Source organism: Sulfurirhabdus autotrophica, assembly GCF_004346685.1.
Lineage (GTDB): Bacteria > Pseudomonadota > Gammaproteobacteria > Burkholderiales > SMCO01 > Sulfurirhabdus > Sulfurirhabdus autotrophica.
The window spans coordinates 1-11,327 of sequence record NZ_SMCO01000018.1; the positions used below are offsets into that span (position 1 = coordinate 1).

Consider the following 11,327-nt stretch of genomic DNA (forward strand, 5'->3'; position numbering starts at 1 on the left):
CCACTATCCTCACCAGATTGCTTAGGGCCTCGGCCGTTACACGGCCTCATCCCCTGTGTCGAATAAGACTGGCTGAGGATGCTTTATAATCAGGATTACTTATATTAATGAGGCTGTTTTATTAGCCAACAATCATTTGCTTTTGCTTGGTGAAATCTGAAATTGGCATGCCGTGGCGATCCTAATATTTACTAACGTAATCGTTATGACTGAATTGGTGGCATTTCCTTGTCCATGTTAGGATACGTAACCTATTTTTTGTTGATATTTATTCATTATGCGACCAAAAAAACGCGCTCATAAATCCGGTATGTCACCCGGGTCTTTGGTTTATGTGGGGGATAAAACTGCTGCCAGTGACGCCCGTATCATGCTGTTCGATTTTGATGAACACCATGTTGTTGAAAAGCCTGTCCATAACATTGTGGATTGTTTACCTTTTGCGAATGCGAAATCAGTAACATGGATTAATGTGGATAGTGTGTTGCTGCCGGGTGTGCTGGAAGCTTTTGGCAAGGTGCTGAATTTTCACCCGCTGATGCTGGAAGATATTCTGCATACAGATCAGCGCCCTAAATATGAAGATTATGGTGATTACATTTTCTTTGTGTTGAAGATGCTGGATTTTGATACCATCAAGAATGAAATTACGATAGAGCAATTAAGTCTCGTTCTGGGGGAAAACTATTTAATTTCCTTTCAGGAACGGCCAGGTGATTCATTTGAACCTTTGCGTGAGCGCATTCGGAAGAGTGTGGGGCGGATTCGTAAATCGCGACCTGATTATACGGCTTATGCGCTGATGGATTTGGTTGTTGATGGCTATTTTGATGTGCTGGAAAAGATCGGGGACAAGATTGAATCGGTAGAAGCCATTTTGGCGAGTAATCCTAAGACGGACACGCTCCGTATGATTCACGAACTGCGCCGTGAACTGATCTTTCTGCGAAAATCCGTATGGCCGTTAAGGGAGGTAATTGCTTCCATGCAGCGCTCTGAATCCCCGCTTATTCACGAAAGTACGGAGCTGTTTCTTCGTGATTTGCATGATCATGTGATACGGGTGGCTGATAGTATTGATACCTATCGGGATATGTTATCCAGCATGCAGGATGTTTATCTTTCCAGTATCAGCAACCGGACGAACGATATCATGAAAGTGCTGACACTGTTTTCCAGCATTTTTCTGCCACTGACTTTTATTACCGGCATTTTTGGAATGAACTTCCATAACTTTCCGGAGCTGGAATGGCGGTATGGTTTGCAAATTACGTTTGCGCTGATGGTGCTGTTAGGGGTGGGAATGTATTTATATTTCAGACTGAAAAAATGGCTGTAGTTCTGAAGTTGGTTCAGTGCTGCGTATTTTTGTGAAATGTGTCGATAGGAAATTTGCTTATTTTCCGCAGCGGTGAACCAATTCGGGTCAAAGCATTAAATCGGTTAATGTGAAGTTAACGACTTCAGAAAAGCAATATAGACTGGCGCAGCCCAGTCTCTTCCACCCAAAGCCAGATAGCGGAGTTTTCCTTCCGGGTCGACAATAAAACTGGAAGGTAAGCCGCGGGGTTTCCACAGTTCGGTTGTCAGGCCATCCCTGTCCATCAACGTATTTAATTCCGGCGCCACAGTCGGTAAAAAAGTAAATACTTCATCATCGGTTTCGGCTGTATTGACGAGCACAAGTTGAACGGGCACGTCCTTTAACTGTTTTTGCATGTTTTGTAGCGTCGGCATTTCTCGTCTACAAGGGCCGCACCAGGTTGCCCAGAAATGCACCAGCACCCATTGCCCGCGCAGCGTTTTGAGATCGGTTTTCTTGCCGTCCATGTCGGATAGGACGAGCGCCGGGGCTAATCGGCCATCTAAAGTTACCAGGCCTGCGGGTTTTTGAATGTCATGCGCCCAAAGTGTTCCATGGGCAAAAAAAAGTGCAAATAGAAGCGTGAAACGAGCAATCATTATTTGTCTCCTGACGGAGTTGGTTGGCTGCACTGCAAGTTTTCAGCTTTAAAGCGGATGTCAGGCCCATTCTTGTCTGAACCTGTTTTAAAAAGTACGTCCACTGAAAACGATTCTTTGGGCGGTTCAATGACGATGTTGCCACCAGCAGTTTCGCCTGTCAGTAAGTCACGACTTTCCGGTAGCTGAGTCCAGCCGAAAGTGGCGCGACTCGCTAAGGGAATAGTTAGTTTGGCCCATCGGGCATCCCATTCTTCCCGGCTGATGCGCCTGACATTGTTCCCTTGTTCTGTAGTAAAGCGCCAGTTTGAAGGCTCAAGCCAGACGATGTCTTTACGACTATTCTGGATGCCAACAGTTAATAGACACTTGCTTTCCAGTTCCCTGATCGCTATTTCAGGAAATCCTCGTGCGGAATAAAACGCACGAATTTGTTCGGGGGTGCGGACTGAGATTGAGAAAGTGACACCATCGTGTTTATAGGCATCGCGTTCAGCGGCATGGCTGTTTGTCATCACCATTAGCCCAAGTGCTATCAGTGGGTAAATGGTAAATGACTGTTTGCCAAATGATTTGAAAGAGAATGAATTTATTTTCATTCTTTCAGTTTACATTTAAATAGTAACGGTTCAAAGAATTCATAGATTATTCAAATACTAAAAGACCATAAAGTTTTAAAATAATGTGCCGATAAGTGATATACATTCGATTATTGTATTTTAATACTTATGCGGTTTCCTACTACTATACCCCCACCCATTATAGTGGGTGATGAAGTGCCAGAAATTCCGGGTGTTGATGAACTCACGGTTGCTCGGCCTGTTGCCAGGCGGGAGCATACTTCATTTGTGCAAGAACGTTTCGATAAGCCCCATCAGAACAAAAGAACGCAAACCATGCGGCGTGCAGTGCCAAGGCCCGAGAGCGTCATTGATCAGGACCGTCGCAAAATGTGTCGTCGCATCTATAATAAGCCCGTCATGCTGGACACCCGTTCCGGTAAAGATCGACGCGGAGAGCGCAGGCGTGAAGTGGATATAGCGACGCACATTACCATTAAAGCTTGAGGATCATAGCTTTAAGAGTTGTTATGCTTCGCTGTTCGCTATTCCTTGCTTAATTTCATACAATTTTTTTAAAAAGTTTTTTGCTAAAAAGAAGACCCCGGTGTTTTCAAAAATGCCTCTTCTTTATCTGTGGATAGGCGACCAAGTAGTTTGTTCCGGTGAGGGAAGCGGCCAAACCGTGCAATGATGTCAAAATGCCGCTGCGCGTATCGAATCGTTTCCGTCATTTCTGGGTCATTCTGCATCTGATTAAATAGTTCAATAGAACGTTGCTGATCTTCTAGCTGTTCGCTGTGCTCAAATGGTAAATACATGAAAGTGCGCGCTACATGGGGTAGCAACAAATCAAACCCTTGTGTAACGCCGTGTTGTGCAGCTGTCAGAGCTGCATTGTCCGTTGAAAATGACTTTGCGTCACCGCGGAACAGGTTGCGCGGGAATTGGTCCAGCAAAATAATCAGGGCTAGGCAATCAAGAGGTGTTTGTCGCCAGTCTGAAAATGCTCCTTGGGCAGCTGTTTTATAAATGTCCAAGAACTTGCTGCGTATTGCCTTATCAAATTCGGGATTTTTAATAAACCAGTCTTTGCGTCTTGCTAATCTATCGGTAAAGTCTGATGTCCCGAACCAGAACGTCAAAACTTCCTTTGCCTGCATATTCATTTCTTGGCTCTTCATAATGCTACTATAGCAGCATTAATTCGGAGAACGTGATGACAAAGCATTTTGATTTTATTGCAATAGGCGGAGGTAGCGGTGGTATTGCAGCTGCAAATCGTGCAGCGCTGCATGGCGCTAAATGTGCTGTAGTAGAAAGTGGCCGTCTTGGTGGTACCTGTGTCAATGTAGGGTGTGTTCCCAAGAAGGTCATGTGGAACGGTGCTGCACTTGCTCATACTTTGGAGCATGCGGAAGACTACGGATTTGAAGTGTCAGGGCATACATTCCATTGGCAAAAGCTAAAGAAGGCCCGGGATGAATATATTCTGAATTTGAACGGCCGTTACCAAACCTATCTCCAGGATAATAAAGTGACCGTTATTCGTGGTTTGGCGGGTTTTGTAGATGCCCACACCATTGAAGTAGATGGCGAACGTTATACCGCTGATCATATTTTGATAGCGACCGGAGGCACGCCACTGGTGCCGCCTGTGCCCGGCGCGGAATTGGGTATTACATCGGATGGTTTTTTTGAGTTGGAAGATAGACCAAAACGTGTCGCAATTGTAGGTGCAGGCTATATTGCGGTAGAGCTGGCAGGCATGTTGAATGCGCTGGGAAGTGAAGTTTCGCTCATGTTGCGGCGCGAACATTTTCTGGATAATTTTGATGCCATGCTGCGTGAAACATTAATGGAAGAAATGGTTGAAGACGGCGTTGAAATTCTGCCTAAAACACAAGTGGTAGAGGTTATAGAAGAATCAGGAAAGCTTACACTGCGCTGTGAAGATGGGCGACAAAATGCGGGATTTGATACAGTGATCTGGGCAATTGGTCGCGTTCCTAATTGTGAAGGTTTGAACCTTGAAGCAGCTGGCATCACTCCGGATAAGAAGGGCTTTGTGCAGACTGATGAATATCAGAATACCCCCGTAAAAGGTATTTATGCTGTTGGGGATGTCACTGGCCGTATTGCACTTACCCCTGTTGCTATTGCTGCCGGTCGCAGGTTAAGCGATAGACTGTTTGGCGGTATGAAAGATCGGAAGCTGGATTATGAAAATGTGGCGACTGTGATGTTCAGCCATCCCCCTATTGCAACCATTGGCTTGAGTGAAACTGAAGCGCGAGATAAGCATGGCGATGCGGTAAAAGTTTATCAAACGCGTTTCACACCCATGTTTCACGCCATCACACAACGTAAGGTAAAAACAGCCATGAAACTGGTCACAGTGGGCGTTGATGAGAAAATTGTGGGTTGCCATATTATCGGACACGGTGCGGATGAAATGATGCAGGGTTTTGCAGTGGCAATAAAGATGGGAGCAACGAAGGCTGATTTTGATAATACAGTGGCGATACATCCTACAAGTTCAGAAGAATTGGTGACAATGCGCTAAGTGATGAGGAGGAGTTGCTATGCAAATCCACAAAATTTTCCAGTTTGATCGCTATACTGAAATACACACAACCCAGCAGGTAAAAACTCCCATGCGTTGCGGTTTTAGTGTGCTCATGATTATTTTGTCGATACTGACATTTGCAGGATGTGCTACACCACGCTTCCAAACCACGTACCGGTATGAACCGCCTGCTGGCGCTGCTGGGCTCATGTGTCTGGAAAAATGCGAGAAAAAACTGGTTGCATGCCAACAGCATTGTGCTATAAATAGTGAGATCTGTGTAAAGCAGATTGAGCCGCAAGCAGACGAACGCTACGCAGAAGCACTCAAACGCTACGAATCAGAAATGAATCTGTACCGCTGGCAATTGCAGCAGTATGAGTTTTCATTAATGATGAGTAGAACGTATGTGCCTTATTGGGATCGGCGGGGTTATTATCATCCCTACCCGGGGCCTGTAGTATTCCCCCCATATCGCCCTGCAAAGCCAAAGCGTGAAGAAATATTCAGTAAACTGCGGGCAGAAAAGTGTGATGTGGATTGTGGTTGCCAGCCTTTATACGATGCCTGCTTTATGACCTGCGGTGGCAAGAAAATTCCGGAGGTGAAGTGTATTGCCAATTGTCCTAAGGAAAAGTAAAAGGTCAAAGTGTTTAAGCCGTTTTCAGGGATTGGATGGGAATGAACTCATCTTGTCCGAATGATTAATATTAATTGGGAAGTTATCATGAAAAGCATTTTATTTTTTGTTTGCCTGATTGCATCGATTACTGCAGTGCCGTCATTTGCGGCTGAAAATGTGAAAAGATCGCAGCCAATGGTCACTGGTGCTATTAGCCAGACCGTAGTGAAAATGCCAATTGCGAAAGATATTTCTATGGATGATGCGGTGGATTCCATGAAATTGCGGGCTAACTTTCTGAATATGAAATTGGTGGCGGAATTGCCCTTGTCCAAGCAGGTTGAAGCGACAACCGGAAAACCGGAACGGCGTATGACCATTTATCAATTCTGTGATGCCCTGACCGCCAAAAATATGGTGGATTACAGTATGGATTTTGCGGCGTATTTGCCGTGCCGTATTGCTTTGATTGAAGATGAAAAAGGTCATGGATGGCTGGTGATGATGGATCTGAACATCCTGATCAATAGCGCGAACCTTAATCCGAAACTCAAAGAGAAAGCCATTGAAGTACGCAACAATCTGGAAAGCATCATGAAAGCCGGTGCGAACGGGGAGCTTTGATTTAACCAGGAACCGCAGTTGGTCGGTTAACTGTGGTTCCCAAGGTTATCTGCTTAAACAGGTTTTGTAGCGCATGTCCACGCGATTAGCAAACCATTCGGTTGTAAGTTTGCGATGAATTTTTGGGCTTTTCAGGTTGATACGTGGCATGGTTTCCCGAGGAAGTATTTTTCCCGCGGATTGATCGGCCAGGCTGAATAATCTCTGATAGAGTGGGGAATGGGCAAATGCCGCATTTTTTTCCTGCTTGATGTCCCGTAAAATTTCGGCTTCACTTAAATGCAATTTTTTGGATAATGAATAAAGCGCCAACTGCGTAGTGCTGGGTTCGATTGAAGGCGAGCCATTATTGTAGCGTAGTAAATCACCATCCAGTGCCAACGGGTGCCCTGTAATTTTGACAATAGCATTTTGGAATGCTGCATTGCGGGCACTATAGCGGCCCGCATTGAAATCTGCGAAGCGGTAAATTGGCTGGCTGTAGGGCGCAGGGTAATCCAGTAAAATGGCGATACCGAAATACAATCCTCCCTTGCGGCTGAAAACCTCATTTCTGAGACTATCTTTTCTTGGGTAGGGATAAGGTTTTTCTTTGACTTGGCTTTCAGCAAATTCAACGCTCACCTGCATCGGGCCGCCTGTCCGGATCGGGTTGTAACCACTCAGCAAAGTTTTGCCGTATGGTAATTCAGAAATCATGTCGTCAAACAGGGCATTCATCTGTTTCTCTGTTTTCAAGGCATTGATTCTGGCTTTGTAGGTTCGACCATCCGGGGATGATTTTAATAAAGCAGCATCCAGCACTAATTCCGGAATATTGTACTTTTTACGTCGTGTATCAATTTCCTTCCAGACAATGCCAGATAAGCCGGGAACAACCGGATCTGACTGAAAGCTCGATTCCTGTTCTATGACAGCAATGGTCGCACAAAAATTTTCTTTGGTGGCTGGTATGTGAAGCGCAGCAAATGCCGAGAAAATATCTGTCGCCCAGCCTTTTTGATCAGAAGTGCGTGGCAGGAGTTTGGCAACAGCAATTTGTCCTTCTTTTGCGCTGGGATAGGCTGTCGAGGGTATAGAAGGTGGTACATTTTGGGGTGGAGTTGTGGTGTAAGGTAAGTTGGTGTCCGGTTTGATTATCCTTTCAATTACCGGTGCGCCTGTTGTTGAGCCGGTACCAAACGTGCTTGCTTCTTGCGAAGGAATTGCTGGTTTCCCAAGTGCAGGAGGTGTTTCGTTTATAGGCGTTGAGGCACAGCCATTGAGCAACGAAACAAAAGAGGCGATAAATAGTAAATGTCTATACTGCATGAGATTCATAGTTTGAATGGATGTCGGGGGCAACGTTATCTTTTCTCGATGCGGTGGTCAAGTGTTGTCAGGTTAAACACCCATTGACGATAAGAAACGCGAACAATTAGTTGGCTTTGTTATCTTGTAATTATCATCCTGTGGGCTAAAAAATTACATTGTTCCAGTTGTATTTTAAAAGCATTCAATATGAAAAAAATAAACTGGAAATATCTAGCATGTTCATCACGCTATATCTCATTGAATTACTAATAGAAAAATACGATATTTTGCGCAACTCATTGTATGTCAATGTATTTTATACATAATTATACTTGATCTTCATCTTGCCATTAACTATATTGACCGTAAGTTAAGCATGCGTATTTTTTGACCCATATACATCCATAATCTCAACTTGGTTGCAATGTTTTAAAGAATTTTTGGCGTAATTTAAGGTTGCGTTATTCACCCAGGTTGAATGATTTAATGGAACGCACATGACATCTAAAAACAACATTTTTAAAAATGTAAAAAGATTGCGCAGGGAGTTTCCCTTACAGGAAAGAATTGAGGCTGCGGATACTGCCACCTGTGAAGCTTACGCAACGGTATTGTTGGCATGGCTGCAAAATGGCAGCGCGCCGCAGCAGGATATTATCCCCGCCGTTGAGCTGGAAAAGCTATTGGCGATCGATGCAGTTGTACTGACTGACGCAGGTCTGGGATGCTATCCATTCAGTGCTTCTAAAACCGGGATAAGTGTCAAGTATGACGCGCATACCGTCTATGCAATGTGTGCTATTGATGCACTTGCCATCCCGTTTCTGGCTGCTTCTCCCGCAACTATTCATACTCATTGCAGCAATTGTGAAGAGCCGATAGTGGTAAGAACGGATGAAACTGGCCAGGTAAAAGAAGAAATCCCTGCTGGTGCACAAGTGGAATACCGTCAAATATCAGTACAGCACTCAGCTTGTTGTAATGATTTGTGCCCAGGCATTACATTTGTATGTCCTACTTGTGTGGCTAATGCACATTTAAAAAACGATTTGATGTCTCTGGAAGAAGCAGCCGTGGTTGGGCGTGCTTTCTTTCACTTCCAGTCTTGCCTGGATGTGTGTCTGGCTTAATAGCTTTCAGCTCAACACACATCTTTCAGGTTTGTGTTTGTCAGCTCATTAACGACTTATAACGAATACGTTTTGGTTTTGCCCCTTCTTCACCCAGACGTTTCTTCTTGTCAGCTTCATATTCCTGATAGTTTAAATTCAAGAAAGCCCCACTAAGTAGCAACTTCGCACGGCAGTATGTATGTGGTTATACGGACAAGGAAATAGCAACCATGAGAAATAACTATCACACAACCGGTGATTTTTAAGGGGTACATCTCTATAGCACTAACAAGGTTTTTAAGACTATATAGTGTAGTGATATATATGGTAATTCTGGTTTTGTCGGTATTTTTTACATAAAAACTTCCATTGTAATCATTGATTTTATTAAGGTGTAACTATTGACTGTAATATTTTAAGACATATGTTGCATATTATTGTCGAAAAATTTTACAGATTTATCCTCTGATATTTTCTGTAATAAAAATCCATTATAAATCTGTATGTTGCAAAATATTTGACCTGCCAGGTATGTTAATTGCTTTAAATAATATAACACCTGCATTATTGAGCTTAAGGTGTATATCAAATCATAGAAAGTGCGCTGTTAATTCCTCTTTTGAGGGATATCCATCACGAAAAACACAAACTTAGTTTAGAAGTTTTGTGAAAATCTAAAATTCAAAAAAAACATCCTTGTAGGGATTAAGAATTTATTTTTGTTTTTTGCGAGTAATAAAAACCATTGCTTGTCTTGTTGATATTTGACATGGCATGCAGGAGATTTCAAGGGGAGAAATAAGTGGGTGAAGTAATAAACTGTTCCGGGTGCTATTTGCAAGCTTTGCGAAATGCCAGAAATATTTTTCGTGCTTTACTCGGGTTGAGTTTAATTATGGGTATATTGCTGCCAATAACCAGCTACGCGCAAACGCAGGCAGACATAGAGGCCGCACAACGGCAGGCAGAGATCATCCAGCGCCAGGAACAAGAGCGCATACAGCGAGACCAGGAAGAAGCCCGTCGCCGCAGTGAGCGAGTAGACGGCATGGACACCCAGACCCTCCAACCCAAGATCACCGTACCCGCCATTGGCGCACCCTGCCGCGAAATCAGTGCCATCACCATCAACGGCGCACCTAACCTTCCCGCCTCAGTACGCCAGCGCATCACCAGTGAATTCACTGGCCGCTGCCTCAATGTAGGTGACATCGAACGGATACTGGCCGAGATCACCAAGTACTATATCGACAAGGGCTTCATTACCACCCGCGCCTACCTCCCGCCACAGGACCTGACCCAAGGCCACCTTGAAATACTCGTCGTCGAAGGCATCGTCAACAAAATCATGATTGATGACGGCAAAGCCAACAGCATTTCGATCGGCAACGTATTTCCCGGCATCGAGGGCAGCTTGCTGAACCTGCGTGATCTGGAGCAAGGCATCGACCAGATCAATCGACTTACCTCCAACAACGCGCAGCTCGATATCCAGCCCGGAGACAAGCCAGGCACCAGCATCGTCGTAGTGCACAACAAACCGCGCTTACCTTACCACTTTAATGTCTCCGTAGATAACCAGGGCTCCGAATCGACCGGCGAATTGCAATCCGGATTCACCGCCAGCGTCGACAACCTGCTGGGCTTCAACGAACTGTTCTCTGCCACCCATCGGCAAGCCATACCCGGCTATCCCGGCCATAAAGACTCCGGCAGCGACAACTTCAGCTTTAATATCCCCTTCGGCTACACCACCCTGTCTTTGGGCACCAGTCGCTCAAAATATGAAAGCACCATACGCGTCCCCAGCGGGCTGGAACTCATCTCCAGCGGCAACAGCAAAACAGACAGCGTACGCCTGGACCGGGTCATGTATCGCGATCAAACCACGCGCGCCACACTGGCCGCCACAGTCACCACCAAAGAATCCAAAAACTATCTGGACGGGCAATATCTGGGCGTCAGCAGCCGCAACTTGACGGTGCTGGATGTGGATGGAGACCTCAATACCGGATTGGCGGGTGGCGTACTGACTCTTAACCTGGGATACGCCCAGGGCCTGAACACCATGGGCGCGCTGCGCGACCCGGACAACCTGCCGGATTGGGCAGCACGTGCCCAGTTTGGCAAATTCAAGGCCGGATTCAACTACGCACGTCCCTTTAAACTGTTCAATAAAGACTTTACATTGACCAGCCAGTTCACCGGCCAGAAAGCCAAAGACGTGCTGTATGGTTCCGAGCAAATCTCAATCGGCGGCATTTACTCGGTACGTGGATTTGTTCGCAACGTGTTATCCGGTGATGACGGCTACTACTGGCGCAATGAAATCTCCATGCGCCAACCCATCGTGATAGGCAATGAAACCATTTCCACCCGCCTCTATGCCGGCTACGACACGGGTGAGGTGCACAATCGCACCGCCAACATTCCGCAGGGTCGCCTGGCCGGCATGGTGGTAGGGATTTCTGCAAACTGGCGGGGTGCTACCTGGGATTTCTTCAATACCCGGCCTCTCACCTTACCCGACACCATGATCAAGGAATCCAGCCAGACCTGGTTCCGTGTTGCTTATACCTACTAGG

Annotated in this window: 11 protein-coding genes and 1 pseudogene; 7 read left to right on the plus strand and 5 right to left on the minus strand. The window is 45.5% G+C overall.

The genetic code is table 11. The features are described from left to right. Nucleotides 1-277 precede the first annotated feature (277 nt). Nucleotides 278-1,339, plus strand: coding sequence for a magnesium/cobalt transporter CorA (gene corA, locus EDC63_RS14470; RefSeq protein WP_124946431.1), 1,062 nt, complete (start codon nucleotides 278-280; stop codon nucleotides 1,337-1,339). A gap of 104 nt (nucleotides 1,340-1,443) precedes the next feature. Here the strand turns inward: corA and EDC63_RS14475 are convergent, their stop codons facing one another. Beyond that, nucleotides 1,444-1,962, minus strand: coding sequence for a TlpA family protein disulfide reductase (locus tag EDC63_RS14475; RefSeq protein ID WP_124946432.1), 519 nt, complete (start codon nucleotides 1,960-1,962; stop codon nucleotides 1,444-1,446). Beyond that, entirely contained in the window at nucleotides 1,962-2,561 is a 600-nt protein-coding gene (locus EDC63_RS14480; protein ID WP_124946433.1) for a hypothetical protein, read from the minus strand. Before EDC63_RS14480 ends, EDC63_RS14475 begins: the two co-directional genes overlap by 1 nt. A 129-nt stretch (nucleotides 2,562-2,690) precedes the next feature. On the opposite strand from EDC63_RS14480, the gene EDC63_RS14485 reads away from it, so the two are divergent. Next, nucleotides 2,691-3,029 carry a hypothetical protein gene (locus EDC63_RS14485; protein ID WP_124946434.1) on the plus strand — a complete coding sequence of 113 codons (339 nt, stop codon included), beginning with the start codon at nucleotides 2,691-2,693 and terminating at the stop codon, nucleotides 3,027-3,029. An 83-nt stretch (nucleotides 3,030-3,112) separates the two neighbouring features. Here the strand turns inward: EDC63_RS14485 and EDC63_RS14490 are convergent, their stop codons facing one another. After that, entirely contained in the window at nucleotides 3,113-3,706 is a 594-nt protein-coding gene (locus tag EDC63_RS14490) for a DUF924 family protein (protein WP_124946435.1), read from the minus strand. Nucleotides 3,707-3,741: 35 nt separating this feature from the next. On the opposite strand from EDC63_RS14490, the gene gorA reads away from it, so the two are divergent. From gorA to EDC63_RS14505, 3 genes are all read left to right on the plus strand, one after another. Further along, nucleotides 3,742-5,088, plus strand: a complete 1,347-nt coding sequence (gene gorA / locus EDC63_RS14495; protein ID WP_124946436.1) for a glutathione-disulfide reductase — start codon at nucleotides 3,742-3,744, stop codon at nucleotides 5,086-5,088. Nucleotides 5,089-5,107: 19 nt separating this feature from the next. Continuing rightward, nucleotides 5,108-5,731 (plus strand): hypothetical protein, encoded by a 624-nt coding sequence (locus tag EDC63_RS14500; protein ID WP_124946437.1) that lies wholly within the window; start codon nucleotides 5,108-5,110, stop codon nucleotides 5,729-5,731. Nucleotides 5,732-5,818: 87 nt separating this feature from the next. Continuing rightward, nucleotides 5,819-6,337, plus strand: a complete 519-nt coding sequence (locus tag EDC63_RS14505) for a DUF302 domain-containing protein (protein ID WP_124946438.1) — start codon at nucleotides 5,819-5,821, stop codon at nucleotides 6,335-6,337. A gap of 45 nt (nucleotides 6,338-6,382) precedes the next feature. On the opposite strand, the gene EDC63_RS14510 is transcribed toward EDC63_RS14505, so the two are convergent. Continuing rightward, complete coding sequence (locus tag EDC63_RS14510; RefSeq protein WP_124946439.1) at nucleotides 6,383-7,648, minus strand: DUF1615 domain-containing protein; 1,266 nt, start codon at nucleotides 7,646-7,648, stop codon at nucleotides 6,383-6,385. Between the two features lie 479 nt (nucleotides 7,649-8,127). Here EDC63_RS14510 and merB point away from each other — a divergent pair, with 479 nt between their 5' ends. Next, on the plus strand, nucleotides 8,128-8,760 hold the full coding sequence (gene merB / locus EDC63_RS14515) for an organomercurial lyase (protein WP_124946440.1): 633 nt from the start codon (nucleotides 8,128-8,130) through the stop codon (nucleotides 8,758-8,760). A gap of 40 nt (nucleotides 8,761-8,800) precedes the next feature. Here merB and EDC63_RS18850 read toward each other — a convergent pair. After that, nucleotides 8,801-9,026: pseudogene (locus EDC63_RS18850) on the minus strand (energy-dependent translational throttle protein EttA); the annotation flags it as partial. 611 nt (nucleotides 9,027-9,637) lie between these two features. Between EDC63_RS18850 and EDC63_RS14520 the strand changes: the two are divergent. Then, nucleotides 9,638-11,326 (plus strand): ShlB/FhaC/HecB family hemolysin secretion/activation protein, encoded by a 1,689-nt coding sequence (locus EDC63_RS14520; protein ID WP_132920949.1) that lies wholly within the window; start codon nucleotides 9,638-9,640, stop codon nucleotides 11,324-11,326. Nucleotide 11,327 lies beyond the last annotated feature (1 nt).

What these genes read in the sequence shown, in the direction of transcription:
- EDC63_RS14505 (WP_124946438.1), top strand. Translation starts at nt 5,819, where the DNA reads ATGAAAAGCATTTTATTTTTTGTTTGCCTGATTGCATCGATTACTGCA.
- EDC63_RS14510 (WP_124946439.1), bottom strand. Translation starts at nt 7,648, where the DNA reads ATGCAGTATAGACATTTACTATTTATCGCCTCTTTTGTTTCGTTGCTC.
- EDC63_RS14520 (WP_132920949.1), top strand. Translation starts at nt 9,638, where the DNA reads ATGGGTATATTGCTGCCAATAACCAGCTACGCGCAAACGCAGGCAGAC.
- EDC63_RS14480 (WP_124946433.1), bottom strand. Translation starts at nt 2,561, where the DNA reads ATGAAAATAAATTCATTCTCTTTCAAATCATTTGGCAAACAGTCATTT.
- merB (WP_124946440.1), top strand. Translation starts at nt 8,128, where the DNA reads ATGACATCTAAAAACAACATTTTTAAAAATGTAAAAAGATTGCGCAGG.
- gorA (WP_124946436.1), top strand. Translation starts at nt 3,742, where the DNA reads ATGACAAAGCATTTTGATTTTATTGCAATAGGCGGAGGTAGCGGTGGT.
- EDC63_RS14490 (WP_124946435.1), bottom strand. Translation starts at nt 3,706, where the DNA reads ATGAAGAGCCAAGAAATGAATATGCAGGCAAAGGAAGTTTTGACGTTC.
- EDC63_RS14475 (WP_124946432.1), bottom strand. Translation starts at nt 1,962, where the DNA reads ATGATTGCTCGTTTCACGCTTCTATTTGCACTTTTTTTTGCCCATGGA.
- EDC63_RS14500 (WP_124946437.1), top strand. Translation starts at nt 5,108, where the DNA reads ATGCAAATCCACAAAATTTTCCAGTTTGATCGCTATACTGAAATACAC.
- EDC63_RS14485 (WP_124946434.1), top strand. Translation starts at nt 2,691, where the DNA reads ATGCGGTTTCCTACTACTATACCCCCACCCATTATAGTGGGTGATGAA.
- corA (WP_124946431.1), top strand. Translation starts at nt 278, where the DNA reads ATGCGACCAAAAAAACGCGCTCATAAATCCGGTATGTCACCCGGGTCT.